Origin of the sequence: Sphingobium sp., assembly GCF_036170395.1 — a bacterium.
GTDB lineage: Bacteria > Pseudomonadota > Alphaproteobacteria > Sphingomonadales > Sphingomonadaceae > Sphingobium.
Window position 1 is genome coordinate 16,195 of the sequence record NZ_JAVHPD010000029.1, and the last position, 26,081, is coordinate 42,275.

The window sequence follows — 26,081 nt, forward strand, 5'->3', positions numbered from 1 at the left end:
ATTCGGTAGATAGCGTGGATCAGGGATTTCTATCCTCTCTCGTGATTTGGCCAACAAAACCATTTCCCTCCACCAGTGATGCCATCGTGACCCGGTTTTCCTTCCAAGTCACGAGGTCACGGCCATTTTCATCCGTGAACCCATCCCATGCGGTTTCGTCCTGCTCGTTGAGATTGAACAAGCGGGCGCCGTTGAAGTCGGCTGCAAACATATCAGTGCTGCTGCCCTTCGCCTCGCGGGACTGGAACAGGAAGCGCGATGAAAGCGGTTCCGGGCCTGACCAGACAGGCGAGCCCGTCGCCGGGTTGATCCACACGTCATCGGGATAGCGGATGCCTTTGCGGATCATCAGGCAATAGGGTGTGCGATAGCGCGGTCGCCGATGGACATAGGCCACAGCAACAAGCGCGACGACGCAGCCCAGCCCTTTGCCCATTTCTCCTGCGGAGCGCTCGCGCAGCGAGCCGTCGCGATTGACGAAGGCGGCGATGCCGCCCAGCCCAAGAAGCGCCTCGCTCTCAAACTGTTCGGGATCGTCGCGATAATCCTCGTTGACATAGGGTTGGTCAGTGCAAGCATAGAGCCGGACCACGGCATCACGCCGTTTCATCCCGTGAACAACGATGCGGCGCGGAAAGAAAAGATGGTGCTGCAGCGATAGCGCGTCCAAGGCATCGGATTCTGCGGGAAAGAAGTCGGTCAGCGCGCGTCGTTCACCATTTGCGTCGGTCAGCTGTTCGGCGGAAGGCAGCCAAAATAGGCTCCGGCCCGGAACAGCTATCTTCTGCACGCCCTCACCATAATGCGCCTCATCGAACCGCCAGTCGGGATCGACCGGCAAGGCGTCGATGTCGCGGTAGGTCAGCACAGCGAAGTCGGCTGTGGGATCACTGTAGATGACGGGCGCGACCAGCGCGGACCGGCTTTCGGGCAGCGGCTCCTTCTCGTCACGCCGATAGCGGCAGCGGGTCACCACATCGCGCAATTCATCGACCTGCTTCTTGAACGGCGTAAGGTCATCGCCAAATAGCACCCGCTCGATGGTGTCGATGTCCTCCGGTATGCGTTCGCCTTTTAACCACATCCTGACGACGCGGGCGGAATAGCCGACCGCCAGCGCGAATGTCTCGGTCGTCCATCGTGGTAACGCCCGGTCATTCTTTGGGGGTGGAACGGGCGGATGGTCGAAATGACGCTTGAGCAGCACGCCTAATTCAAGGCCCGGTGTCCGCTTCGGTTGCTTTGCCATCCTGTTCCCCCGTTCCGGTCAGCATTGTGCCAACGGAGCGGCAAGGCAAGTCCACGTGCGGCGGGACCGCCACATATTCAACCAAAATGGATGCTCAAAAGCCCTGAAGCGTCGTCACAGTTGCGAGCGCGCCGGTCACGTGGGCGAATGGATGACGATGAGCAAGATCGGACATTTTGAAGTTGCCGTAATGATGAAGGTCAATGAACTCGCCCAGCGCCACGGCCTGGAATCATGGGAGTTCGATGCCGAATACGACACCGAAACCGGCGAGTTATCCTTCCCATCCGCGCCGGGCGGTGCCGACCGCTATGATCGCTTCTGCAAAATGAAAGAGGCCCTGGGCTGCGACGAGAAAGGCAAGCTGCTGCTGGACAGCGATGCCGCCTTGCTCGATGCGCTTAATGAAGCGCTGCGCACTGCGCCGCGCACATGGGCGCGCTAGCTGTTCCATCGCTTGCCTAGGCTGTTCCGCGCCGTTCCGCTTTTCTGACGCTGTTCCCACGGCAAGGAGAAAAGCCCACGATCCATAGCCATACCCTCAATGGCACAGGCCATGCCTGACCCGCGGCTTCGCCGCCATTTTCACCATCACGAGCAATTTCTTCAACGGCGCGTCCCGCCGAACGGCGAACTGCGTCCAGCAAACGGGAGACGACCCATGTTCATGCCAAAATGTCCCGAGTGCGGCGGTGCCGCCAAGTCCATCGAACCCGATGGCATCGACGCGCTCAACAACGGTATCGGTGGCGCGTTGCGTTTCGAGAATATGCGGCACCATCCGCATCCGCACATGCAGCTTGCCCATCTCGGCATCAAGTTCGGCCGCGAAATCTACAAGCGGATACCGGGCGGCGGCCTCAAGCGATGCACCAAATGCGGCCATGAGTTCCGCTGATCCCATCTATCAGGAGAAAAACCATGACTGCAGGATGTCCTCGCTGCGGCAGCACGGATTGTGCGTCCAACGCCTTTCCGAACATGCCGATCGTCAAGATCGCCAACGGCGTTATCGCCGAGCGTCCGCCCAACTGGCTGCGCGATACGCTCAGCCAGTTGATGCTGTGGCTGGCGATCACTGCCGCGAACAAGGTGCGCCCGCCGATTAAGTGTAACTATTGCGGCAATGTCTTCGGATGAGCCGCGACTGGTTTACCGACGCCTTCGGCGCGACAGTCGATGACATATGGGCCAAGCTCATCAATGAGGGCTGGTATGCGCGACGGTCGCCCGAACCTTGGAGCCGGGGCGATCTGGGTTGGACGCATGGCGAGCAACCCAGATCCTCCGCGCCCGAAAATCCCGACATCGAACGCGGCATCGACCGCTAGCAGGAGGCAATCATGGCCCTTCGCACCGGAGACCTCGACACCCCTTTATTCAAACTCGACAGCAATAGCGCCTATACCGTACGCGACGCCTGCCAAGGCACCTTGATCCTCGGCGGTGTCGGCAGCGGCAAGACCAGTGGCAGCGGCGCGACCATGGCGGCCGCCTTCCTCAAGGCAGGCATGGGAGGCCTCGTGCTGTGTGCCAAGCCGGAGGAAGCTGATTTATGGCGCGCCTATTGCGCCAAGCATGGCCGCAGCGGCTCGCTGATCGAATGCGACGGCACCAACGCCCATATCAATATGCTGGCCTATGAACTGGCGCGACAAGGCGGCGACGGCCTGAACTCGGTCGTGGAACTACTGATGCGCGTGCTGGAGATCGCGCGCCTAGCCAGCCCCTCGCCGGGCCGGGCAGGTGAACATTTCTGGGACGATACGCTGCGGCAGATATTGCGCAACGCCATTCCTCCCCTGTTCGCGGCGACCGGCACGGTCAAGATTTCGGACCTGCTCCGTTTCGTCCGCAGCGCCCCGTCCAGCCCGGACGAGATGGCCAATCCCGATTGGCAAAAGCAAAGCTATTTCTGCCATGTGTTCCTGACGGCGGCGGAACGGCTGCGCGCCGGGCCGGTTGCGGGATTCGATGACAGGGCGGGCGAGCGCGCCACCAGCTATTGGCGCAACGACTATGCGAAGCTCGACCCCAAGACGCGCGCGTCGGTCCAGCTCTCCCTGACCACTGCGCTCGACCGCTTCAACCATGGCTGGCTCGAACAGATGTTCTGTACCACCACGGACATCGTGCCGGAGCTGAGTCTGCACGGCGTCATCCTGCTGATGAACATGCCTGCCCTCACAAAGAACGAGGATGGCATCATCGCCCAGCAGATCGTCAAATATCTCTGGCAGCGGGCCGTGCTGGCGCGTAATGCACTGGCAGCGCCGCACCAGCAGCGCCCGACCTTCCTGTGGGCCGACGAAGCGCAATATTTCGTCAACAGCTATGACGCGGAGTTCCTGTCGACCTGCCGGGGATCGCGCATCTGCACCGTGTTCCTCTCGCAGAGCCTGCCGACCTTCTACGCCAAGATCGGCGGCGACAACGCGCATGACCGCACCCACCATTTGCTAGGCAATTTCGGCACCAAGGTCTTCCATAACCCCGGAGGGTGCAGCGAAACGGCGGACTGGGCCGCGCGGATCATCGGCAAAGGCATTCAGTGGCGGCGCAACGAAAGCCGCTCTCAGGGCACCAGCAGCCAGTTCGGCCTCAATATGGGCGAGAATACGAACTGGGGCACCAACAGCAGCGGCGGCGGGAGCAGCAGCTACAATAACGGCGCGGGCGGTAGCAGCTATGGCGGCGGTAGTTCATGGAGCAGCGGCACGTCCAGCGGTGGCGGCGACCAGTGGGGCCGCAACCGCAGTTCCGGCAGCAACAGCGGTCAGAGCTGGGGCGGCAGCGAGGTCAGCGACTGGCTGATCGAGCCGGGCCAGTTTAGCCGGATGCTCAAGACGGGCGGCCCGCCCAACGGCAATATCGTGTCCGCCGTCTGGTACCAGGCCGGGCGCATCTTCCCGTCCAGCGGCGGCAATGCCCTTTATTGCGAGTTCGTCCAATGAGGGCGCCGGGCATCAAAACGCGGATCATGGGCCATCCGCTAGTCGTCTGGCCGACCATCGGCTTCTTCCTGTGGTCGGGCTACATGCTGCTGGTTCAGCCGGACACATGGATCATGGCGGCAGCCGCCTTCATGATCGGCGCGCCGGTCATGCGCGCCTACGAGCAATGCGAGGCCTATCGCATCTGGCGCGGGACATGGAACGCCATGGCGGGGCAGACGCGAAAGCGGCGCAACGTCCTCCGTCCGTTGACTGGTGCGGTGGCGCTTGCCGCCATCGGCCTCTACCTCGTTGCCACGCTCGACCGCACCGATACACAGAACGCCATCGGAGTGATGCTGGTATGGCTGATCGGCGTCGGCGTGTTCTTTGCCGGGCGAAGCCTCTGGCGAAAGAAGCGGGCAGCGAAACAGGCCAAGGACGATCCCGTCACCGTCTGCGTCCGCACGCCCCTGTTGCCGGTCCCGACCCTGCAACAGGCCTACGCCGCCCTCCCGGCCCATTGCTGGGTAGTGCTGGGCGGACGCTGACATGACCGCCCATGCCTTCGTCGCCCGTGAGGCACTCGGCTCCCAAAGGGACCATGGCGGCACTGCCGCCATGCAACCGCCGATTGCCCTTTGCGGGTGGTTGGGTCGCTGCCCGACCACCCGGAAGGCGACCGACGCCGCCGCCCTAATGTTCTCGGGAAACAGTCTGTTGCACCACCACATTAGGGAATCGTTAACCACGTTCTCCTCCATACTGACCTTCAAAAGGCCTCCCGCAGGGGTGCACGTTGTCCGCAACCTTAGCGGGCAACGTATCTGTGCACACTTAGGCCTTTTTACTGACTTGGGGGAACGGGGAGCGATGATTACGGGGGCGATATAGCATGGCGATCTTCTCCATGCGGATGCAGGTCATTAAGCGCAGCGCCGGGCGCAGTTCGGTGGCTGCCGCCGCCTATCGGGCGGGCGAGAAGCTGGTCGATGAACGGCAGGGCATCACCCATGACTACTCCAACCGAACGGGGGTGGAGCATACGGAAATCCTGATCCCGGAAAACTCTCCCGCATGGGTCAGGGACATTGATCGGCAAGGATTGTGGTGTGCGGTCGAGTCCGGGGAAAAGAGAAAGGACAGCCAGACTGCCCGTGAGTTGCGTCTGACCCTGCCACGGGAGATACCCGCCGACCAACGCATCGCGCTGGTGCGCGATTATGTGATCCGCAACTTCGTGTCCAAAGGAATGATCGCAGACATCGCGATCCACAACAAGGTCGCCAGCGACGGGCTGGAACAGCCCCACGCCCATGTCATGCTGACCATGCGCCCGGCGGTGGAGCCGGGCGGGTTCGGCCAGAAGGTGCGGCACGACTGGGTGCCTGATCCCACAGGCCGAACCCAGCCGGACGGCAGGCCGGTCATGGTCGAGTCCAACGCCCATAGCTGGAACTCGGCGGACTATTATGAGCGCTGCCGGGAAGATTGGGAGAACACGGCCAACGCCGCGCTGGCGCGGGCCGGATCGATGGAGCGCATCGACCGGCGCAGCCTGCTGGAGCGCGGCTTGGCGCGGATGCCCGAACCGGCCTTACGGCTGGCTTACCACCTCAAGGATTTGCGCGGGGCGCTCAAAGAGCGGTTTGGCCAGTTCCAGATGGCGAAGCATTACCAGGCGGTCGAAGCTCGTGCCAAGGCGGCCTTCGCACGGCTGGAGCAAGCCCCGACGCGGGCGGGCGATACCGTCCGCAACTTCCAGCGCTTCCACGACTGGATCGACCGCCAGCTCGACCGACTCAGCTCGCCACGCGAAGGACCGGATCGCGATCGACCCCTATCACCCGACATTTCCATGGAGCGTTAAATGAGCGATTCCTATTCAAACAGCTGGGAACCCCAAGGCCTCGGCAAAAACTGGACCGCCATGTTCGAGCAACAGTCCCGCGATGGTAAGCCTCCGGGCGGGTCTTTCCAAACGTCCCCGCCACAGGACGATGCGCCTGAGGAAGACACGTCGGCACTGGATCTCACGGACTACAAGCCGTGGATTATCCAGCGGGTGCGCTCGCGTCCCGCGCTGATGTTGGAACTGCGCCGCTACGAGCCGCGCTCCGGCTTATGGCAGGGCTGGGCCATGCCTTACCATGGCCTGTATGCGGTCGAATATATAGGCGAACGGATGCTGTCGCTGGATTTCGGCGCGCGGCAGTTCGTCATCGAAGGAAGGGGCCTCGATGCGCTCGCCCGCCATATCCAGCAGGGCAAGGTGGAAACTATACTGGAATATGCCCCGTCGGTGTGGGCGGCGCAGCCCGTGAGACCGTTGGTTACAGCTATAAGGGAAACGAAAGTGCAAGATATGACTGCCCGATGAAGCAAAGGAGTTGCAACGCCGTAACCGTGTGAGCAAAATTGACTTAGATTGGTTGGAGGTGATTCGTGGAACAACATCATGAACGTCAGTTACGGCACCATCTAAGCAGCATGCCTGCCCATGAATCTGACAACTGGAGAGCGGCAGGCAGTCATGCTCTGAAGAATCAGCATGACCCCGATCATCCAGCGTGGGATCAGATTAAGCAGGCAGCAAAGTGGTTGGGGATTCCTTTGGGTGTCATAACATTAGGTGGCGGGAGTTTTCTAGCGTTAAAGCGCATTGCTCAAGTAATGGCTTCCCATTAATGGCCGATGCATGCCCAAGGTGTGGATCGGGCAAACACAAGCCTTTTGTAGATCAGGCTGAAGCTTTTAGCCTGCATACCATTGGAGCCATTACTAGCCTAATTCGATCAGCTCGGTCTGCGCTCGGTCCACCGACGGTGGATGTTATGCAATGCGATTATTCTCAGTGTAATGTATTTGGTTATAAGTGCTATCATTGCTCAACCATTAATATCAATGATCGTCAATATAGCGATGGCACTACAGCTATATGCACGAAATGCCATAAGGGGAATTATGTCAGAAATCCGTCTAGAATCACTACAATGAAGTAGGAATTCAAGTTTTGTTTTTGGCTTTCGGACGCAAATTCAATGAGTGAACGAGAGCCACGGCGCATGTAACAGCTCCTATGGTGACGTTATTTACGTTCAAGTATGTTAGGGCTTTGCAACTGCGTTCCTTATGCAAAAATTGTGTTGAGGTTCCTATAACTCCAGCACAGAATAAGCCTGCCCCAACGCCGATTCCGGTGCTTGAAGATATTTCCCGTTTGCATTCACTATTCTGTTCGTGTTTATCGGTCATACTTCGATGATACATTCATCGCGAGGATTGTTTGTGACAATTTGGTGAAGATTTAATCGAACAGTCATAGGATGTTAGTTGTTTCGCCACATACGCGCGGCCAGCGCTCGTTCTTCGGCATCCATGACATAGGTGTAGATGCGGGTGGATTTACCGCCTTCGGCATGGCCGAGCAGGCGGCCCACCAGTGATTCCGGCAGACCGGAGCCGATACCATGACAACCGAACCCATGCCGGAAGCCCTTGGGCGAGGCTTGGGGGCCTTCGATCCCGGCGCACTGCATCAGCGCGCGGATATGCCGCCATGCGGTCTGCCGGCACCACGGGAATAGCAGCGAATCCGGTGCCAAGCCCTGCGTTTCAGCAAACTCCGCCAGCTCGCGCAGGAACGGGCGCGGCACTGGCACGGCGCGGAAGACCGTGCGACGGCGTTTGAGGGTGCGGAAGATGACGCGCCCGGTTTCTATATCAAGCCGCCGCCGCGTGACTTGTAAGCCCTCCGACAGGCGGCAGCCGGTATAATAGAGCAGGCGGCAGAACAGCCGCGTGCGGACATCGGCCTTGCGAGCGGCGCGAAGCAGGGCCTTGGCTTCGCCATTGGTGAGGTATTTGCGCTGCCCGTTCCCATCAAATAAATCGAACCACGAGCCTGTGCCCGCGCTGCCGTTCACGCTCACCACCTTGCTCCCTGCCTGCCCCGTGCAACACTACTGTCTGTAGTGTTGCAACCTGGAGGGCGATAAAAATTAGGCGCAGAGTGGGTTCGCGCGGAATATCGTGCGTCGTCGAAATGCAATACTGTGGGGGTTGGAAACACCGGAACATTAAGCGTTCCGGGCACTCACCCCGCAACACTACAGACAGTAATGTAGCGTCCTCTCCATCGGTTCCTTGGTGGGTGAGGGATTTTTGCCATGGCCTATGTTTATTCGGTGCAGACGAGCAAGGGCACCTATGACGTTACCGTCCAGAAGCATCACGAACATATGTCGAAAGCGGATTTTGAGCGGGCCTTGCTTTCGGCCTTGTTGACGCTCGGGGCGAATGTTGCCCTCCATCATTACACCTTCAAGCGTGTGGCCTAAACCGTGTGGCATGTGAAAGGCGGCGCGGGCCTATGGCCCGCCGCTCTGTCGATGCTCGCGATAGGGTGCCTATGCGTGGCGGCTCCAGCAATAGCAGGGGAATCGCAACTCCAATTCGACCGCGACAGTGTTCTCCATGACCTGTCTGCTGATAAAATCGCCCAGCGGCGAGCATCCTGCGCAGCGGGGAATATTCCGGCATGGCTGGTGCGGCTGCGCGCCAGCGGCTTTCAGACACTTTCGGCGGGAGCCTATTGCGTGACGGCACTGACCCGCGCAGGTCGGGACGGCACATTGGGTTACGTCACGCTCGGAAGTAACGAAACCACGCCCGCCGTTGCTTTCGATACCGGGTTTGTGAACGGCTATCTGAAGCATGAATCGTTGCCCGCCGATGCGCCCAGCATGGCGATGTTGCTGCCTATCGCTGACCGCTGCCTTGACCAGAAAGAAGAGAAGTTGCGACTATGCGGCTTGGTGGGCCAAGTGCTGGGCGCTCGCGCCGCACATGGCGAAGTTGTGCCTGTTTCGTAGCGCGGTTCGTTACGAAAGAGCGGCGGTTTTGTTGTCGCCTTTAGCAACGTGGGCCGCCACGCCATGGGTGGGGGCTACATTGCTATCGTGTTCGGCAATGCCGACACCGAGCGCTTTCAGTTCCGCGCCAACGTCCCCTAACGACGCCGCCAGTATATCCGATGAGGATAGAGGTAAGGCAGATTGCGGCTTGATGTCTTGGGCGGCGGTGGGTGCTGCATTTTCTTTCATTTTGTTTTCCAGCGTTGCCACGTCCTTTGCCGTAACGGTGCCAGCCTGATCGGCAACAAACGCCTTCATCGCGTCGATGGGATTATCGGGATGGGCGGCGAGCAGCGCGTCGATCTCGGCGTCCGTCTTGCCCTTGGACTTCATGATCGCGCGGAGGTCGGCGCACATGTCGGCGTCGAACCTCGATACGTCCTTGCCGTCGCGGATCATTCTAGCGCGCAGCGCTGCGGTGCTGGCGGCCAGCTCGTCCACGCGACGCATCAAGGCCGGGTCGGCGCTGCCGCCATGGGCGGCAAGATCGACCGCCTGCGCGTAGGCCGCGCCACTGGCCTGTAGCGCGCCCTCGGGCGTGCCTTGCGCCATGCCCGCCTCGTAGCGCTTGCGATAGTCTTCCCCGCGCTGGCGGTAGGCGCGTTCCTGCTCGGCGTTGTCAAATTGCAGGAGGCCATCATACTGGTGCAGGTCGCGCATGAAGCTGGTAGCCTGCACCTGCGCACGGCTGGAGAGGCTCGCCAGCGCCGCGTCATCGGTCGCATCCGGCCCCTGGGCGGCACGGCCCTGTTCGATGACGGCATGGGTCTGCGTCACGGCGGCGGCAATCTCGCCGCGCATGGCGGCCAGGTCAGCAAGGCTGGCGCTGCCGATGTTGCGTTGAAGCTGGGCCAGTGCCTGCGCCTGGTTCTGCACTCCGGCGACGTTGCCGCCGCTGCGCGCCAGTTCGGTAAGCGCTGCCTCTAATGCAAAACGCGCACCGACGATTTGCCCCAGCAATTCGGCGCGCAAGCTCGCTTGCGGATCATCCGGTGAAGCCGGATGATCGGTCGGGGAAACTGTGATGCGGGCGTCTATAGATTACCTGTGCCGTGCTTCGTGCGCGCGTGAACCTTCCGAGAGGATACACGCGAAACCGCTAAAAATTGGTTAATATTTGCCTAACGGCGCAAGGACAGGCGGATGAACCGTGCTTGCCGCTATTCGGCCACGGGTGCTGATGGAACCTCGTTCCGCCGAATGCGCGTCGCGATTTCCTTGCCGGGCTTGAAATGCACGGCATGCTTGGCGGGAACCTCCACCTGATCCCCGGTGCGGGGATTCCGGCCCGTTCGTGCTTGGCGGGCGCGGACGCTGAAGGCACCAAAGCCGCGCAGTTCAACCCGGCCCCCGTCTTTCAATCGGGCGGCAATCTCGTCGAAGAATAGCTGCACGATCCGCTCGACCTCCAAGGAGGTCAGGGCCGGATTGTCTTCAAGCAGCTTTGCCACCAAGTCCGACCGAACCATCATGCCGCCTCCACAATGGAGAACCAGCCATAAATGGGCTGCAAGGCCCTCACAACATGTTTGATTTTGGATCGTGCGGGGGCGAACCGAATTTGCTGGGCGCTTCCGCACGGCCCAAGGCGGATGCCTTGGGCCGTCGCGCTCGCTACTCGGCACGGGGGCGTTCCTTGATCTCACGCATGACGATGCGGCCTTGCAGTGGGATCGCGGTGGCGCTGATACCGTAGCCCTTGCCGTCGCTGTGCGGCCATGCGGCGGCAATCTCGGTCCATTTGGCTTTCTTGCCCTCGCCAACGACGATGTAAATGCGGTGGGTCGGTTTGCTGGTGGTGGTTGCTTGTTCGGTCATGATCGGCTCCTTGGTGGTGCCACCGGCCTATCCGGTGGCTTCGTGGGGAGCCTTCGCGGCAGGCCATCGAGCCGCCGGTCAAGGCCGCGCCAGCGCCCGACAGGGGCGAACCTGCACAAGCGTAGCGCGGAAGGGAGCGCCTTGACCGGCGGCGGGACTGCCGCATCGCTCACCCAATCGAAGCCCACCGATAGGGAGGGTGGTGCGGCCAAGGGGCTATGGCTTGGACACGTCGCCACGCTCGGTAATCCGCTCGGCCATGTCGTTGATGGTGAGGGCTGGCCATAGGGTCGCCGTGATTTCACCCCGGCGTGGCCCTCACGGAAAGGCGTGGGTTACGGGCGGTATCGCCGACCGCGCACCCCGGAAAAGACCCCTCGCTTCCTTCGTGCAGCAGCGGCCCGCTGGCGCGGCGCTGATGGCGGTCACTCATCCGCGTAGCATGTTACGCCAGCGATGATCCGATATGTCCGCACGATCGGCTGCAAACTGCAATAGAGCTATTTAGAGAATACTCATATCACGCTTCATAGACGAATTGATCTAGCAGTATGGAAGGTCGGCAACAGGATCAGGTGATATCGCAGATGCTAAATCTTTGTTTGTATCAGATTTCTGCGGAGGATTACGAAACGCGGTGAGTGCCTGGATGGGTGCGATAAAATGAGTGCGGTGTAGCCAAGGGCGGTTGACGGATTCGACCTCTTGGCCTAGGGCCAAGACGCCAGAGATGTGGAAAATCTCCACATTCGGGAAAGGGGAAGCCTCGTGCTTCCCCTTTCCTGATTCTTACGATAACCACACTCAGAGCGCCGTAATATTACTGCAATATTACGTCTAAAAACGTCATATTTCTCCGTTATGCGAATCCTGGAAGAGACGGAGATTTCCTACATCTCTGGCGATTTGACGGACCTCCTTCTCTCCACCTGACGCCCGACTTGGCGTCAGGCCTCACAACGAAGGAGTTCGTCATGAATCGGATACGCACCTTTATTCTGATAGCTGCCGTGATCTTGGCAGCCAGTCTTGCGAGCATGATGATCCCGGCTTTTGGGGCCGGGACATCGATTTTCCCTTTTAGCTCGCCTTTTCTAATTGCGCATGTCGCTATCGCCGCTGCGTTGCTGATCGAAGCCGTACTGCATTGGAAACAAGCAAAATATGCGGATAACCGGAGATCTCACAAAGCGATTGCCATGCTTTGCATGACCGCTGCGCTGTTGACGATAACTGCCACCGGCCCGGAGATGCTGGTGGTGCCAGAAGTCACCTCTGCCTGAACGAGGCGAATCAACAGGGAGGCCTGCCATACCCGTGGCAGGCCTTTTCTGTGTCGATGGTCATCTTCACACAACTGTCACACACAGAAGCGCCATACACCAGTAGAACACCGGTCGAGTTTTGTTCTCCGTTACGTCACCCGTCTTAGATTGGTTGCGCGCGGAGTTCAGACCGGCCGGAAGAAGCTGGTCTGTGGCCTGCTATCTGTTTACGAACTCCAGATAGCGCCGCAACTGGTGCCTCGTCACGCCAGAGCTGTGTAAGCACACAGGGCGAGGCACCTTTCCGAACTGAGTTCGTCCATTAAGGGACTCCCGCCTGCAAGTTTGGCAGCAAATCTTCTTACCGTTGCGCCAGGTTCAGAGCATGGCTGGGATGCATGTCACGGGTTCGCCCCCCATCCGGTCCCGTTTAGAATGGCGTGGGTTGTGGGCGGTATCGGCAACCGCGCACCCCGGAAAAGGCTCCTCGCTTCCTTCGTGCAGCAGCGGTCCGCTGGCGCGGCGCATCCATGCGGTCTGTGTCCGTGGTGCTCATGCGGTCGGCGGTTCAGCCCTGTCCACGCGCAATCCCGCGCGGGGCGCAAACGGGGAGGAACCCATGACGACCACCATCATCTTGCTGACCATCAACAGCATCGCCCAGCTGATTGCGGCGGTAGCGCAGTTGATCGCCGCCCTGCGGCGATGACCGTGGCGGTTTTTCCTCCGCTGCGACGCAGCAGTACGCCATTTAATCTCTGTCGATTTTCGCGGCTGGCAATTCTTCTTCCTTGTCCATGCGCGACGATGAGGCATGATGGCGGCATCAGGAATGGAGGTCGCAATGAACAACGAACGCAAACGCGGTCGCCCGATTGGCAGCGAAAAGCCCGGTGACGATATTCTTCTGGCTAAGGTCGCCGACCTTCTTCTAGCCGAGCCGCATTTGAAATGCGCCACCGCCATTAAGCGTGTCGTGGCAAAATATGACGACACCATCATTCGCCGCCTTCGCGACAAGTTCAATCGCAGGAAAGGGCAATTGATGGCTGACGCCCAGGAACGGCGCATCAGGCGGCAGCCACGTGACGTAGACGCACGAGCCTACGGACGCTTTGCCTTGCAGCAGGCACGGCAATGGCCGGACAGTCAGTGGTGGGCGGCACTGAAAGTCAGCGCAGTGATTGGCAACAGCGCAGCGGATAGCCCAGCCGCCACGCGCCTCAAGGCGATGTGCGATCATCAGGCGGTTCAGATGCTCCGCAATCAGTATGTGGCCCTTTCGCCGCTGAAGGCGGCGCTAGAGTATTTGAGCAAGCCTGAGGTTCAGGCCGGTATCGAACTGGCAAAACGCATGAAGGCGGTTGTTCTTCCAACCGGATAGATACTGTGGCCCATCGTTGCTCCCTCTTCATGGCCAGCGGCCAGAGGAAGCGACGATGGGAAGAACGCAGGCATAGGGACGCTACGGGCCGGGCGCGTCTTTTACCCATGCCCGCTTGGCCGTCACCTGACCGGGGAGCGCCAGCGGCGCGTCAGGCAATGGCTTTTGATCCCGCCGGGGAGCCCGAGCCGGGCGCGGGGTCGGGTTAGCAGCGCTAACCGGCGCGAGGTCGACGACCCCGTTGGGGCTTAGCGGGCCGCTTCGCCTTGTCGCGCGTGGCGGCAGCCTTGGTGGCTTTGGCCTTTGTTTCCAGTTCCACATCATCCGGCTTGGCGGCGTTCCAACCGCCCGCGCCTTGCAGCAGGCGGTCGGCGTGCCGGATGCTGTTCACATGGCCATAGTGATCTTCGATCATCTTGACGGATGTGCCCATCTGCTCGGCGAGAAGATACACGTCCACGCCTTCGCTCAAGCGCATGGTCGCATAGGTGTGGCGGAAGCTGTAGGTCGAGCGCACCGTGCCGCCCGGCCCGTCGCGCAACTCGGCTTTGTTCAGCAGGTCGTCGATCAGGTGCTTGTAGAGCGATGAAGCGGGCGTCCCATCGATGGTGGTGAACACCGGATCGTCGGGCCGTGGCTCGATGGCATGGTCGGGGACGTTCTTCTTGCCCTCGGCCTCCGCCCGTTTGCGGGCGGCGTCGCGGGCGCAGGCGCGGATGCGGTCGAGATATTTGCCGACGCTGGGCACCGCTACCAGCTTGCGCGACTTGCCCTTGCCCTGCACGGCAAGCACGACGATTTCGTTGCCGTCCCGGTCCTTGGCGGTCGTTACATCCTTCCAGCGCAGGTTCTTCGCCTCACCGGGCCGCATCCCGGTGTTGCACATCACCAGCACGAAATTATGCGTCACCGTGCGATACCAGCGGCTGATGGGCGATAGCTTGCGCTCTTTCTTTTCCGTCTCTTCGGTCTCGGCCTTGTCCTTGGGCTTTTCCTTGCCCTTTACCCAATAGTCGCGAGAGTAGGTGTAAAGCGCCGTATACTCCTCGTTGGTAAACTCGTCGCGGCGCATGACCTTGAGTTTGGGGCGGCTTTCGTAGCGCTGACTGACGGGCGCATAGCGCTTCTTCATGGCGAAGCCCATCACTGAGGCGAACACCGACATTTCAAAGCGGATGGTGCTGTCGCTGATCTGCTTGGTGCCTTTCATCCGTTCCGCAATGGCGGCTTCGCGCGCCGCGATGGCTTCGTCACTCGCCGACACGCCGCGCCGGTTGCGATCACCCGGAAGCGGGCGCGCGCGCAGGCCGCGTGCCGCACGGCCCTTCTCGCGGGCCGCCAGTTCCTGATCGACCAGCTTGGCCGCCAGCGCTTCCGACACGGTCCGCATCCCGTTACGCGCGGCGCGTCCTTCACCGTTAGCGCGCCGCCATGTCGGATAGTTTTTCCATGTGTCGTCGCCAATGAGGTGCACCTGCGTCGAACCCATATAGTCGGTCAGCGGGCCTTCGATCACCGCGCGCAGCTTCTTCGGGCGCTGGGCGCTGATTTCGCCATGCTCCGCGCGCTTCTCCTGCTCGATCAAAAACTCCTGCGCCACCTTGGCAAAGGAGCGATTGAACAACGGAATGTTCTGCTCAAGGCTGTGCTCGACCTTGGCATCGTGCCGCCACGCCATGCTGCGAGCGGTGTTGATGTCCTCGGTTTTGAGGGAGAAGGTCTTATAGCGGTCCACGTTCGGCACCTTTACCCGGCAATACCAGTTGCCGTGCTGCACGTCCGACCGGCGAAAGAGGATCAAGCCGGGCTTCAACTCGACTTTGTCCTTGATGAAGGTCCCTTTGCCTGCGACCGTAGCCATGCGATACCTCACTCTCTGTGCAGTTTCTGTGCAGAACGGCGACCTAAGTGATTGATATGCCGTTGCTGTGCAGTGCTTGTGTAGAGAATGATACCAAAAAATATTGTTTATTACGAGTAATTTAAGATATAACGGTCATCCCCGCGAAAGCGGGGATCCATCTCCCGAGCGTCCCGCCTGGCGCAAGGTCGGGAGATGGGCTCCCGCCTACGCGGGAATGACGGGGTAGCCCTGATACACTTTGCGACATATCCCCACCGCCTCTGACAAAGTTGCGGGACACTCTTCCTTCAAAACCGGTTTCAAGGGGCGGCGAGAGCGCCGTTCCAAGCCAACCCGAATGAAGGACAAGCCATGCTCCGCAACTATTTCCTGACCGTCGCCGCCGGTTCGCTGTTCGTCGGCGGCCTTGCCGCCACCCATCTCGCTTTCGCCCAGCCCGGCCAAGAAGACGGCCCGCGCGGGCGCGGCGGCATGATGGCGATGGCCGACGCCGACAAGGACGGCAAGATCAGCAAGGCCGAAGCCACCGCCGCCGCGCAGGCCCGCTTTGCCAGGATGGACGCCGACAAGGACGGCCAACTGACCCTCAAGGATCGCGAGATCAAGCGTGACCAGCGCCTCGAAGACCGCTTCGCCGCGCTCGACACCGACCGCAACGGCCAGATCAGCAAGGCGGAGTTCACCGCCGGGCATGAAGCGCGCGCCGACCGCCGTGGCGGTCTCGGCGGCAAGCGCTGGGGCGGGCGGCGTCATGGCGGCCCCGGCCCGATGGCCGAAGCGCGCAAGGACGGCGTCGTGACCCAGGCCGAATTCCTCGCGGGCGCGACCCAGCGCTTCGACAAGGCCGACGCCAACGGGGACGGCTTCGTCACCACCGAGGAGATGAAGGCGGCGCGCGACGCGATGCGCGGCCAGTGGCGCGCGCGCCAGGCGCCCCAGGGCTGACGGCTCGGCCGGCGGGATGGCGGCGCGGGGTTCCTCTCCCCCCTTGTCCCCGCGCATCGCCACCGTCGGCGGTGAAGGGCGAAGGCACTCCCCAAAAAGGGGACGCCTTCGCCCTTCCAACCTCTCCCAAGCCATGACAGACAGGCATCATGAGCGATCGTCCCCATCTCCTCCTCGTCGATGACGAGCGGTCCATCCGCGAGCCGCTGGCGCAATATCTCTCCCGCAACGGCTTTCGCGTCACCGCCGTCGACAGCGCCGCCGAAGCGCGCGTCCGCCTCAACGCCAACGCCATCGACCTCGTCATCCTCGACATCATGATGCCCGGCGAGGACGGCCTGTCGCTCTGCCGCCACATCCGCGCAACCAGCGAAATTCCGGTCATCCTCCTGACCGCCAAGTCGGAAGAGACCGACCGCATCGTCGGGCTTGAAATGGGCGCGGACGACTATGTGCTGAAGCCCTTTTCCCCGCGCGAGCTGGTCGCCCGGATCAAGGTGATCTTCCGCCGCGTCGCTACCGGCGGCCAGCGCGTCACCGCGCCCGATGGCGCGACCTACGCCTTTGCCGGCTGGCTGCTGAAATCGCAGGAGCGCACTTTGGTCGATGCCGAGGGCGTGTCGCTGCCGCTCTCGACCGCCGAATATAATCTGATGCTCGCCTTCGCCACCCGGCCCAATCAAGTGCTGAGCCGCGACCAGCTGCTCGACATTACCCAGGGTCGCGAGGCCAATGCCTTCGACCGCGCGATCGACAACCAGATCAGCCGCCTCCGCAAGAAGATCGAGCCAGACCCCAAAAACCCGACGCTCATCAAGACGGTGTGGGGCGGCGGCTACACCTTGTCCGCCGAGGTCCGCAAACTGTGAAGAGACTGCGCCTCTGGCCGCAGAGCCTGGTCGGCCAGATCATCCTGCTGGTCGCGATCGGCCTGTTCGTCGCCCAGGCGATCAATTTCGGACTGCTGCTGCGCGAGCGCAGCCGGCTGGCGCTGACCGGCCAGACCGCGCCCGCCGTCTACCGCATCATCAACGCGCTCGACGCCCGCGCCGACCGCTGGTCGGGGCAGGGCGAAGCGCGGCCGCAGGGCCGGAACCGGCGCGACTGGCGCGCCGTCCGCTTCGTTGAGGGCCGCCCTGTGCTTCCGGGCAATCCACGCCCCGACATAGAGCGGCGCGCGGCCGACATGTTCGCCGACATCGGCGTTACCGTCCGCTCGCTCGCGGCGGCGGAAGAGGCGCGGCCCACGCCCATGCGCCGCTGGGACCGCATCCGCGCGCGCGCCAATGGCGAACCGCCGGAGGCTCGCCCGGCGACGCGCCTTACCCTCGCGGTCGAATATGAACCCGGCCGCTGGGTGGTCGCGCAGGCACGCGGCGGCGATCGGTCGCCGCGTTTCCTCCCCTGGCTGATCGGCCAGACGCTGATCCTCTACATCATCGTCCTCGCCCCGCTCGTCTGGATCGGCCGGCGGATGGCGCGGCCGATGCGCCAGCTCACCGGCTCGGCCCAGCAATTCGCCCGCACCGGCGCGGCCGATCCGGTGGACGAGCGCGGCCCCGGCGACGTGCGCGATCTCACCATGGCGTTCAACGCCATGCGCGCGCGCATCATCGCCATGCTGGACGAGAAGGACCGGATGCTGGGCGCGATCGGCCATGACCTGCGCACCCCGCTCGCGTCGCTGCGCGTCCGCGCCGAGTCGGTCGAGGACGAGGGCGAGCGCGCCCGCATGTCGCAAACTATCGACGAGATGAACCGGATGCTGGAGGATATCCTCTCGCTCGCCCGTGCCGGCCGCAGCACCGAAAGCGCGCAGAAGGTCGATCTCGCCTCTCTGGCCGACGCCGTCGTGGAAGATTTCATCGAACTCGGATCGCCGGTCGATCTCGCCGATAGCGATCGCGCCGTCGCTTTCGTGCGCCCCCAGCAGATCCGCCGGGCGCTGCGCAACCTCATCGAGAACGCGATCGTCTATGGCGATCGCGCCCATGTGTCTGTCAGCCGCGAGGGCGGCACGATCCGCATCGCCGTCGCCGATGACGGCCCCGGCATCGCGCAGGACCGCATGGCCGAAATGCTGGAGCCCTTCACCCGCCTGGAAGGATCGCGCAACCGGGAGACCGGCGGCGCTGGCCTCGGCCTCGCCCTCGTCCGCGCGATCATGGCCGAACATCAGGGCGAACTGCGCCTCGCCAACCGGCCCCAGGGCGGGCTGGAGGCCAGCCTCATCCTGCCCGCCTGACGGCCTGGCCTTTCCACATCCGCGCTTTCGCGATAGGGCGGCGCGATGACCAATATGTTTCTCGTGATGGGCGGCGGCGCGGTGGGCGCGGCGCTGCGCTATCAGCTCGGGCGCTATGCCGGCCAGATCGCGCCTGGCGCGGCCTGGCCCTGGGGCACCTTCGCGGCCAATCTGATCGGCGGCTTCGCCATGGGCCTGCTCGCCGGCTGGCTGGCGCGCGGCGGGCAGGGCGGGGGCGAGCCGATACGCCTGCTGCTGGGCGTCGGTCTGCTCGGCGGCTTCACCACTTTCTCTGCCTTCAGCCTCGAGACGATGCTGATGATCGAGCGCGGGCAGGGGATGCTGGCGCTCGGCTACGCGCTTGCCTCGGTGACCGGCGCGGTCGCGGCGCTTGGCCTTGGCCTCACCCTGATGCGGAGCGTCGCGGCATGAAGGGCCGTCCTCCCGCAAAGGGCCCCGGCCCCCGCAAGCCGGCCGCTGACCGCAAACCCGCCGGCCCGCGCAAGAACAACAAGCCTGCCTTCAAGCCCCGCGCTCCCGCCGCGACCAAATCCGCCGCGAAACCCGCGCCAGCCAAGCCCGCGCCAGCCAAAGCAACCCCCCCCACAGGTGTCTCACTCGCTGTTCGCCAATTCCGCGTCGCCGCCGACGATGATGGCATCCGGCTCGATCGCTGGTTCCAGCGGCACCTCCCCGACGTCGGCTTCAACCTCGTCTCGCGCTGGTCGCGCACCGGCCAGCTCCGCGTCGATGGCGCGCGCGCCGCGCCGGGCGACCGCGTGACTGAAGGCCAGACGATCCGCGTCCCTCCCGCCGACCAGAAGCCCGAAGCCCCCGACAAGCCCAAGCGCGTCCGCGTCATCGACCTCACCCCCGAGGAGATCGCCTATGCGCAGGAGATGGTGATCCATCGCGACGCACAGGCCATCGTCATCAACAAGCCCCCCGGCCTCGCGACGCAAGGCGGGACCAAGACCGACGCGCATGTCGACAAGCTGCTCGACGGCCTGCTCTACGACCTCGAAACCCGCCCGAAGCTCGTCCACCGGCTCGACAAGGACACGTCGGGCGCGCTGCTGCTCGCCCGCACCGCCCGCTCTGCCGCCCATTTCGCCAAGGCCTTTTCCAGCCGCACCGCGCGCAAAGTCTATTGGGCCTTGGTGATGGGCGTCCCCAGCATCGAGGATGGCATGATCGAGCTGCCCCTTGCCAAGCAGCCCGGCACCGGCGGCGAGAAGATGCACGTCGATGAAGCGGAGGGGCTGCCCGCCCGCACTCGCTACCGCGTGATCGAGCGCGCCGGCAACCGCGCCGCCTGGGTCGAGCTGCAACCCTATACCGGCCGCACCCACCAGCTGCGCGTTCATCTTGCGGCGATCGGCCATCCGATCGTCGGCGACGGCAAATATGGCGGCAAGGAAGCGTTTCTCTCCGGCACGATCAGCCGCAAGATGCACCTCCACGCCCGCCGCATCCGCGTCGATCATCCCGATGGTGGCCGCGTCGACGTGACCGCACAGCTCCCCTCGCACTTCGCCAACAGCCTCGCCGACCTCGGCTTCGACATCAGCCTCGGCGACCTGCCGCTCGACGACGAGATCGACCGCACCCCCACCCGCGAGGACGAGAAGAAGGCCGCCCGCCAGCACGCCAAGCAGATCCGCAAGGGCCGTAAGGGCGAACGTCGCGCACGGGGCGCCGCGCGCAAGGGATGACGCCGGGCGCGCCCTATCGCTGGACCGACGAGGCGGCGATGCGCGCCTTCGTGCGCGATGTCGGCTTCGGCCTGCTCTGCGCCGCGGGGCCGGACCGGCTCCATGCCGTGCATCTGCCGCTCATCTGGCTCGACGAGGCGCGGATCGGCCTCCATCTGCACCGCGCCAACCCGATCGTCCGGCATCTGGAGGACCGCCAGGCGCTGATCGTCGTCACCGGCCCCGATGCCTATGTCAGCCCGGACTGGTATGGCGATCCCGACCGCGTGCCGACCTGGAACTATGTCGCGGTGGAACTGCGTGGGCCGATGACCCGGCTGGACCATGACGCGACCGTCGCGCAGGTCGATGCGCTCAGCGCCGAGCAGGAGCGGCGGCTTGCCCCCAAGCCCGCCTGGACCCGCGAAAAGATGAGCCCCGGCCTGTTCGACCGCACCCTTACCGGCCTCATCGGCTTCGCCATGCAGGTGGAGGCGATGCACGGCACCGCCAAGCTCGGGCAGGACAAGCCCGAAGCCGCGCGCAACGCCGTCGCCGATGCGCTCGCGGCGCAGGGCAAGGCGGACATGGCCGACCTGATGCGGGGTACGACCGGCGCATGACCAATCGTCTCGTGGTGTTCGATTGCGACGGCACGCTGGTCGACAGCCAGCACAGCATCTGCGCCGCCATGACCCGCGCCTTCGAGGAAGCGCGGCTGTCCCCGCCCGATCGGCCCGCCATCCTCTCGGTCGTGGGCCTCTCGCTCCCTCACGCCATGGCGCGCCTGCTTCCTGAGGCCCACAGCGATTTCCACGATCATCTCGCCGAACGCTACAAGCTGGCCTTTCAGGCGCTGCGCCGGGCCGAGGGCGTGCAGGAGCCGCTCTATCCCGGCATCGTTGACCTCCTCGTCGCGCTGGAAGAGTCCGGCTGGCTGCTCGGCGTCGCCACCGGCAAGTCCGATCGCGGGCTTGATCTCTGCCTCGCCCATCATGGCGTGCGCGACCGCTTCGTCACCCTCCAGACCGCCGATCGCCACCCCTCCAAGCCGCACCCTTCCATGCTGCTCACCGCCATGGCGGAAGCAGGAGCCGCGCCCGAAACGACGGTGATGATCGGCGACACCAGCTTCGACATCGACATGGCCGCCGCTGCCGGGGTGCGCGCGATCGGCGTCGGCTGGGGCTATCATCCCCCCGACATGCTGATCGCGGCCGGCGCACACGCCGTCGCCATGGACAGCGCGGAGCTGCGCGCCCATATCGACGCCGCATGACCGATCCTCTTCCGCCCTCCGACCCCGAAAAGGTCGCGCGCCAGCGCCATTTCGCCCTTTCGCTCTTCCGCCTGTCGGGCGCATTCCTGGTGATGTTCGGCTTCCTTGCCATCGCGCAGCGTTTCTCCTGGGTTCAGGGCGGCAAGGCCAAGGCGTTCGGCACGATCATGGTGCTCGCCGGCCTGTTCCAGTTCGTCCTCGTGCCGCGCCTGCTGCTGGCGCTGTTCCGCAAGGGGCCGCCGCAATGAAGCGCTTCTACACGGATGTCGCGGTCGTCCCGTCGGACGGCGGCTGGACCATCCAGCTCGACGGCCGCCCCATCCGCACCCCCGCCCGCGCGCAGCTGGCGCTGCCGACCCCTACGCTGGCCGAGGCGGTGGCGGCGGAATGGCGCAGGCAGGGCGAGACCGTCGATCCCGCCACCATGCCCATGACCGGCCTCGCCAACGCGGCGCTCGATCATGTCGCGCCCAACCCCGCCGATTTCGCCGCGGGCGTCGCTCGCTATGCCCAGTCCGACCTGCTCTGCTACCGCGCCGATGGTCCCGAAGCGCTGGTGGCGCGGCAGGCCGCCGCCTGGAACCCGCTGCTCGACTGGGCGCGGGCGCGCTACGATGTCGCCTTCGCCGTGACGCAGGGGATCATCCCCGTGCCCCAGCCCGAAGAGACGCTCGCCCGGCTCGGCGCGGCGGTGGCGGCGCTCGATCCTTTCCGCCTCACCGGCATGTCGACGCTGGTGACGCTCAGCGGATCGCTGGTCTGCGGCCTCGCGGTGGTCGAGGGCGGCCATGATCCCGTCGCCGTCTGGCAGGCGGCCGAAATCGACGAAGCATGGCAGGTCGAGCAATGGGGCGAGGACGCCGAAGCCGCCGCCCGCAGCTCCCGCCGCGCGGCCGAGTTCGCGACCGCTGCGGATTTCATCGCCCTGTCGCGCGCCTGACACGGCGGAACCGTAGCGCTTCTTCGTTCATTCTTGGGCCAGCAGAGATGGGCTAGGTCCGCCTGCGACCCCCTTTTATCGACGTAAGGAGACCCGAAGCCATGGCCTCGACGTTCGCGAAATCCGCCCTGACCGCCCTGCTGGCGCTCGCCGCGCCCGCCTTTGCCCAGCAGGCCCCTGACGCGCCGCCGCCCGAAGTCGCCGCACCGGAAGAGGCGCCCGCGCCCGAGGCCGCTCCGGTCGAACCCCGCGAGCTGACGCCCAAGGAAATCGCCGCCTTCAACCAGGCGGTCAGCGACTTCACCGCCGGCCAGACCGCCCAGCAGGCCGGCGACAATCAGGGTGCGGTCGCGAAATATGACGCGGCGCTCCCCGCGATCCGCGTCGCGGTCGAAGCGGACCCGAGCAACATCGACAATGTCAATTTTCTCGCCAACGCCCTTTTCGCGGACGCCGCCGCCTATGGCGCGCTGGGCCAGATGGGCAAGCTGATCCCGCTGTACGAGGAAGCGCTCCCGCACTGGCGCAGGATGGTCGAAGCGAAGCCTGAGGATGCCACCGGCCGCAACATCCTCGCCGGCATATTGATCCAGCTCGGCAACCAGAAGCTAGCGGTGCAGGACACGAGCGGCGCCGACCCCTATTATCAGGAGGCGCTGACGCTGGGCCGCAAGGCGGTCGAGACCCAGCCCGACGACAAGGTCGCCAAGAATATCCTGCTCTCGGCCCTCATCGGCGCGAGCCAGACCTCGATGGAGGAAGGGCTGCGGGACGAGACGCTGAATCTCGGCAAAGCGATGATGGCCGACGGCAGCATCGACGCCGCCAACCGCCCCTCGATCGAGATACTGACCGGCGCGAGTGCGGGGTGATAGCGGACGCGCAATTTTAATCGTCACCCCCGCGAAAGCGGGGGCCCATCTCCCACCCTATCGTCCAGGCGCAAGGCCAGGAGATGGGTTCCCGCCTTCGCGGGAATGACGAGAAACTGGGGGAGCCCGCCCCCTCACCCCCGCCCGATCTTGTCGGCATAGAGCATCCGCCCCGGCCCCATCATCCCCAGCACCTGCGGCACGATATGCGGCGCGACCGCGAAGCAGCCTTCGCTCCGCCCGCATTTGCCCCAGGTCGCCACATGATCCTCGCTCACATAGTCCGCGCCATGGATCACGATCGCGCGCGCCTCGGCGTTGCTGTTCGCCGGGTCGAGGCCATGGAGCCGCATCGATCGCCCATGCTGGCCGAAATACATCTCGCCCGTCTTGAACGCGCCCTGGCTGCTGGCGAGCGAATTGGGTTCGTTGGAGAAGCTGTGCAGCCAGCCCGAATGGGCCGGGTCCGATCCGCGCCCGTGCGAGACCAGATAGCTGCTCGTCTGCCCGCCGATCAGGTCGACGATATGCATCCGCATATCCTTCGACGGCGCATCGAAATCGACGATCGCCACCCGGTCGCGCAACTCGAAATGATGGGCATGGGCATCGAGCGCCGCGCGGGCGCGTTCCAGCAGCGCGGCATAGGGCTTTTGCGCCACCGCGCGCGGCGTCGCCGGCACGGCCGGAACCGGAACCGGCGCTGCGGGTTCAGCAGGCACCGGCAATGCGGCTCTGCCCATGCTGTCGGAAAGAAACGAAAAGGCGAGTCCGCTTAGCGCGAACTTCGTGAAGTTGCGACGATCCATCGCCGCAATATAGCAAAACCGCCGCCCCGGTTGAAGTCCGGGGCGGGCGCCTTCACTCGTTCGTCGTGCTCGATTCGTCCGCAGGCTGGCTCTGTTCGCCGCCTTCGGGCAGGCGGGAGGTCATGCCGGTCGCCTCGGCATCGTCCAATATCTGCTGCTGTTCGGACACGGACGGCGGCGGCGCGGCCGGAGTCGCCACGGCATTGTTCTGCGGCTCGGGCAGCGGCGCGTCGGGTTCTTCCACCACGACATTCTCGACCGGCGGCTCGACCAGATTGTTGGTCGCGGCCGGCTCTTCCGGCTTTTTCCCGCAGGCGGCGAGGATCAACGTGCCGGCGAGCGCGGCGAGGGCGATTTTACGCATGGGATCAGTCCTTGAGAGCGATGGCGGGGGAGGGGGCGGCGGTGGGATCGACGCGGCTGCTCGATGCCTCGATCTTGGACGCCAGCAGCTTGTCCCAGCCATAGGGATCGCTGCGGAAGCTGACCACGCCGTCATTATTGGCGAAAGCGGTCCAGTAGAGCAGATAGACCGCGACCTGGTTGGGCAGCGACACGCGCTGAGTCTTCCCCTCGTCGATCAACGTCTGGATCTGCCCGTTCAGGTTCGGGTCGGCGGCGACCATCCGTTCGGCGAGCGCCACCGGCTTTTCCAGCCGGACGCAGCCATGGCTGGCAAGCCGGTCGTAGCTCGAAAATTTCCCGCGCGACGGCGTATCGTGCAGATAGACGGCGAAGGGATTGTTGAAGTCGAACTTCAGCCGCCCGAGCGCGCTGTTCGGCCCGGCCGGCTGCACGATCCGCTCGCCGCCTTCGGGCGTCTTGACGATCTTGTAGCCCTGCCGGATGAGCGCCGCCCGCCCCTTGGGGAACAGCTCGCGCTTGGCGATCGACATCGGCACGTTCCAGGGCGGATTGACGACGATCGAATGGATGCTGGACGTCAGCATCGGCGTCTGATTGTCCGGGCTGCCGGTCACCGCGCGCATCGAGGTGACGGGCTGGTCGCCCTCGAACACGGTCAGCACTGCGGCGGCGATGTTCACCTGCACCCGGTTGACCGGCAGGCTGCGCGGCATCCAGCGCCACCGCTCCATATTCGCCATGATCGCGGCGATGCGCTCGTCGACCCCGACATTGAGCGCCTCCAGCGTGCGCGCGCCGAGCTGGCCAGTCGGCTCCAGCCCATAGCGGCGCTGCGCCCGCTGGATCACCTGCACCAGCGGCTCGTCGCGCGTGACAGCGGGGTCTTCCAGCGCGATTCGCGCGCGCACGACATCGGCGGGGGAACCGGCCGTCAGCGTCGGCCAGCCGCCCTTGTCGCGGATCGCCTCATATTTGGCGAGGCCGCGGCGCAGCGTCTCATAGCCCGACCAGGGCGGGGTCAGCCCCTTGGCCCATTGCGCCAGCGTGTCGTTGCTGACCGCCTGGGCAAGGCCAGGGCGCGGATCGAACGGGGCAGGGCGCAACGCCCAGACTTGCAGGAAGTCGGCGGTATCCACCCGCCCGGTCGACAGCGCCTTGGCGCGATCGAGCAGCGCGCTCACCAGCGCCTCGCCCTTCAGCGGCCCGGCTGCCTTCTGCCGCGCCATCAGCCCCTGCGCCGCGCCATTTTTCAGCCATTCGTTCGCCCATGCCTCCTGCGCGGGTGACAGCGCCGGGATCGGCACCGGCGGGGGTGGCGCAGGCAGCGGCTGCACCGTGGGCGGGGCGATGGTAGGCGCGACGGCCGGGGGCGGCGTCTGCGCGAAACTGGCGGTAGCGCCGAGCGCAACGAGCGCCAGCAACGGAAAACGGATCATATCGGGACGGTTCATGCTGGACCAGATAGCGCAAAGCCCCCTAGGTTGGAATCGCGATAGCGGGAA

General features: G+C 63.9%; 31 protein-coding genes. 21 read left to right on the forward strand and 10 right to left on the reverse strand.

The genetic code is table 11. The features are described from left to right. Positions 1-19 precede the first annotated feature (19 nt). Positions 20-1,249 carry a hypothetical protein gene (locus V2B31_RS08615; RefSeq protein WP_328277448.1) on the reverse strand — a complete coding sequence of 410 codons (1,230 nt, stop codon included), beginning with the start codon at positions 1,247-1,249 and terminating at the stop codon, positions 20-22. A gap of 157 nt (positions 1,250-1,406) precedes the next feature. Between V2B31_RS08615 and V2B31_RS08620 the strand changes: the two genes are divergently transcribed. Then, complete coding sequence (locus V2B31_RS08620) at positions 1,407-1,694, forward strand: hypothetical protein (RefSeq protein ID WP_328277450.1); 288 nt, start codon at positions 1,407-1,409, stop codon at positions 1,692-1,694. A gap of 96 nt (positions 1,695-1,790) precedes the next feature. Here V2B31_RS08620 and V2B31_RS08625 read toward each other — a convergent pair whose 3' ends face one another. Then, positions 1,791-2,135, reverse strand: a complete 345-nt coding sequence (locus V2B31_RS08625) for a hypothetical protein (RefSeq protein WP_328277452.1) — start codon at positions 2,133-2,135, stop codon at positions 1,791-1,793. Between the two features lie 95 nt (positions 2,136-2,230). On the opposite strand from V2B31_RS08625, the gene V2B31_RS08630 reads away from it, so the two are divergent. From V2B31_RS08630 to V2B31_RS08655, 6 genes are all read left to right on the forward strand, one after another. Beyond that, positions 2,231-2,389, forward strand: coding sequence for a hypothetical protein (locus V2B31_RS08630; protein ID WP_328277454.1), 159 nt, complete (start codon positions 2,231-2,233; stop codon positions 2,387-2,389). Continuing rightward, a complete protein-coding gene (locus V2B31_RS08635; RefSeq protein ID WP_328277456.1) occupies positions 2,386-2,580 on the forward strand; it encodes a hypothetical protein in 195 nt (64 codons plus the stop codon). The genes V2B31_RS08630 and V2B31_RS08635 overlap by 4 nt, the downstream gene beginning before the upstream one ends. 12 nt (positions 2,581-2,592) lie before the next feature. Beyond that, entirely contained in the window at positions 2,593-4,203 is a 1,611-nt protein-coding gene (locus tag V2B31_RS08640) for a type IV secretory system conjugative DNA transfer family protein (protein WP_328277458.1), read from the forward strand. Positions 4,204-4,229: 26 nt separating this feature from the next. Continuing rightward, positions 4,230-4,733, forward strand: coding sequence for a hypothetical protein (locus V2B31_RS08645; RefSeq protein WP_328277460.1), 504 nt, complete (start codon positions 4,230-4,232; stop codon positions 4,731-4,733). A gap of 344 nt (positions 4,734-5,077) precedes the next feature. Beyond that, on the forward strand, positions 5,078-6,052 hold the full coding sequence (gene mobQ, locus V2B31_RS08650; RefSeq protein ID WP_328277462.1) for a MobQ family relaxase: 975 nt from the start codon (positions 5,078-5,080) through the stop codon (positions 6,050-6,052). Beyond that, complete coding sequence (locus V2B31_RS08655) at positions 6,053-6,562, forward strand: hypothetical protein (RefSeq protein WP_328277464.1); 510 nt, start codon at positions 6,053-6,055, stop codon at positions 6,560-6,562. Positions 6,563-7,511: 949 nt separating this feature from the next. Here V2B31_RS08655 and V2B31_RS08660 read toward each other — a convergent pair. Next, positions 7,512-8,114, reverse strand: a complete 603-nt coding sequence (locus V2B31_RS08660; RefSeq protein ID WP_328277466.1) for a tyrosine-type recombinase/integrase — start codon at positions 8,112-8,114, stop codon at positions 7,512-7,514. A 237-nt stretch (positions 8,115-8,351) separates the two neighbouring features. Between V2B31_RS08660 and V2B31_RS08665 the strand changes: the two genes are divergently transcribed. Continuing rightward, a complete protein-coding gene (locus V2B31_RS08665) occupies positions 8,352-8,522 on the forward strand; it encodes a hypothetical protein (protein ID WP_328277468.1) in 171 nt (56 codons plus the stop codon). Positions 8,523-8,597: 75 nt separating this feature from the next. Beyond that, on the forward strand, positions 8,598-9,056 hold the full coding sequence (locus tag V2B31_RS08670; RefSeq protein WP_328277470.1) for a hypothetical protein: 459 nt from the start codon (positions 8,598-8,600) through the stop codon (positions 9,054-9,056). A gap of 9 nt (positions 9,057-9,065) precedes the next feature. Here the strand turns inward: V2B31_RS08670 and V2B31_RS08675 are convergent, their stop codons facing one another. The 3 genes from V2B31_RS08675 to V2B31_RS08685 all read right to left on the reverse strand — a co-directional run bounded on the left by V2B31_RS08675 (position 9,066) and on the right by V2B31_RS08685 (position 10,916). Further along, positions 9,066-10,070 (reverse strand): hypothetical protein, encoded by a 1,005-nt coding sequence (locus tag V2B31_RS08675; protein ID WP_328277472.1) that lies wholly within the window; start codon positions 10,068-10,070, stop codon positions 9,066-9,068. A 188-nt stretch (positions 10,071-10,258) separates the two neighbouring features. After that, complete coding sequence (locus V2B31_RS08680; protein ID WP_328277624.1) at positions 10,259-10,567, reverse strand: HU family DNA-binding protein; 309 nt, start codon at positions 10,565-10,567, stop codon at positions 10,259-10,261. 145 nt (positions 10,568-10,712) lie between these two features. After that, on the reverse strand, positions 10,713-10,916 hold the full coding sequence (locus V2B31_RS08685) for a hypothetical protein (RefSeq protein ID WP_328277474.1): 204 nt from the start codon (positions 10,914-10,916) through the stop codon (positions 10,713-10,715). A 974-nt stretch (positions 10,917-11,890) separates the two neighbouring features. Here V2B31_RS08685 and V2B31_RS08690 point away from each other — a divergent pair. Together V2B31_RS08690 and V2B31_RS08695 are read left to right on the forward strand one after the other, a co-directional pair. Next, entirely contained in the window at positions 11,891-12,199 is a 309-nt protein-coding gene (locus V2B31_RS08690) for a hypothetical protein (protein ID WP_328277476.1), read from the forward strand. Between the two features lie 826 nt (positions 12,200-13,025). After that, on the forward strand, positions 13,026-13,565 hold the full coding sequence (locus tag V2B31_RS08695) for a hypothetical protein (protein WP_328277478.1): 540 nt from the start codon (positions 13,026-13,028) through the stop codon (positions 13,563-13,565). A 214-nt stretch (positions 13,566-13,779) separates the two neighbouring features. Here the strand turns inward: V2B31_RS08695 and V2B31_RS08700 are convergent, their stop codons facing one another. Next, complete coding sequence (locus tag V2B31_RS08700) at positions 13,780-15,426, reverse strand: tyrosine-type recombinase/integrase (protein ID WP_328277480.1); 1,647 nt, start codon at positions 15,424-15,426, stop codon at positions 13,780-13,782. 354 nt (positions 15,427-15,780) lie between these two features. On the opposite strand from V2B31_RS08700, the gene V2B31_RS08705 reads away from it, so the two are divergent. The 10 genes from V2B31_RS08705 to V2B31_RS08750 all read left to right on the forward strand — a co-directional run bounded on the left by V2B31_RS08705 (position 15,781) and on the right by V2B31_RS08750 (position 23,404). Continuing rightward, on the forward strand, positions 15,781-16,374 hold the full coding sequence (locus V2B31_RS08705) for an EF-hand domain-containing protein (RefSeq protein WP_328277482.1): 594 nt from the start codon (positions 15,781-15,783) through the stop codon (positions 16,372-16,374). Positions 16,375-16,523: 149 nt separating this feature from the next. Beyond that, a complete protein-coding gene (locus tag V2B31_RS08710) occupies positions 16,524-17,243 on the forward strand; it encodes a response regulator transcription factor (protein ID WP_328277484.1) in 720 nt (239 codons plus the stop codon). Further along, complete coding sequence (locus V2B31_RS08715) at positions 17,240-18,619, forward strand: ATP-binding protein (protein ID WP_328277485.1); 1,380 nt, start codon at positions 17,240-17,242, stop codon at positions 18,617-18,619. The genes V2B31_RS08710 and V2B31_RS08715 overlap by 4 nt, the downstream gene beginning before the upstream one ends. A gap of 45 nt (positions 18,620-18,664) precedes the next feature. Beyond that, complete coding sequence (locus tag V2B31_RS08720; protein WP_328277487.1) at positions 18,665-19,051, forward strand: CrcB family protein; 387 nt, start codon at positions 18,665-18,667, stop codon at positions 19,049-19,051. Beyond that, complete coding sequence (locus tag V2B31_RS08725) at positions 19,048-20,334, forward strand: RluA family pseudouridine synthase (protein WP_328277489.1); 1,287 nt, start codon at positions 19,048-19,050, stop codon at positions 20,332-20,334. The genes V2B31_RS08720 and V2B31_RS08725 overlap by 4 nt, the downstream gene beginning before the upstream one ends. Beyond that, complete coding sequence (locus V2B31_RS08730) at positions 20,331-20,936, forward strand: FMN-binding negative transcriptional regulator (RefSeq protein ID WP_328277491.1); 606 nt, start codon at positions 20,331-20,333, stop codon at positions 20,934-20,936. Before V2B31_RS08725 ends, V2B31_RS08730 begins: the two co-directional genes overlap by 4 nt. Further along, positions 20,933-21,592, forward strand: coding sequence for an HAD-IA family hydrolase (locus V2B31_RS08735; protein WP_328277493.1), 660 nt, complete (start codon positions 20,933-20,935; stop codon positions 21,590-21,592). The genes V2B31_RS08730 and V2B31_RS08735 overlap by 4 nt, the downstream gene beginning before the upstream one ends. Beyond that, complete coding sequence (locus tag V2B31_RS08740; RefSeq protein WP_328277495.1) at positions 21,589-21,840, forward strand: hypothetical protein; 252 nt, start codon at positions 21,589-21,591, stop codon at positions 21,838-21,840. The genes V2B31_RS08735 and V2B31_RS08740 overlap by 4 nt, the downstream gene beginning before the upstream one ends. After that, positions 21,837-22,532, forward strand: a complete 696-nt coding sequence (locus tag V2B31_RS08745) for an ATP12 family chaperone protein (protein ID WP_328277497.1) — start codon at positions 21,837-21,839, stop codon at positions 22,530-22,532. The genes V2B31_RS08740 and V2B31_RS08745 overlap by 4 nt, the downstream gene beginning before the upstream one ends. A gap of 101 nt (positions 22,533-22,633) precedes the next feature. After that, complete coding sequence (locus tag V2B31_RS08750) at positions 22,634-23,404, forward strand: hypothetical protein (RefSeq protein WP_328277498.1); 771 nt, start codon at positions 22,634-22,636, stop codon at positions 23,402-23,404. 134 nt (positions 23,405-23,538) lie between these two features. On the opposite strand, the gene V2B31_RS08755 is transcribed toward V2B31_RS08750, so the two are convergent. The 3 genes from V2B31_RS08755 to V2B31_RS08765 are packed head-to-tail and all read right to left on the reverse strand — an operon-like array spanning position 23,539 to position 26,030. Continuing rightward, complete coding sequence (locus tag V2B31_RS08755; RefSeq protein ID WP_328277500.1) at positions 23,539-24,213, reverse strand: murein L,D-transpeptidase catalytic domain family protein; 675 nt, start codon at positions 24,211-24,213, stop codon at positions 23,539-23,541. A gap of 52 nt (positions 24,214-24,265) precedes the next feature. Then, positions 24,266-24,577 carry a hypothetical protein gene (locus tag V2B31_RS08760; protein WP_328277502.1) on the reverse strand — a complete coding sequence of 104 codons (312 nt, stop codon included), beginning with the start codon at positions 24,575-24,577 and terminating at the stop codon, positions 24,266-24,268. A 4-nt stretch (positions 24,578-24,581) separates the two neighbouring features. Continuing rightward, positions 24,582-26,030, reverse strand: a complete 1,449-nt coding sequence (locus V2B31_RS08765; protein WP_328277504.1) for a L,D-transpeptidase family protein — start codon at positions 26,028-26,030, stop codon at positions 24,582-24,584. Positions 26,031-26,081 lie beyond the last annotated feature (51 nt).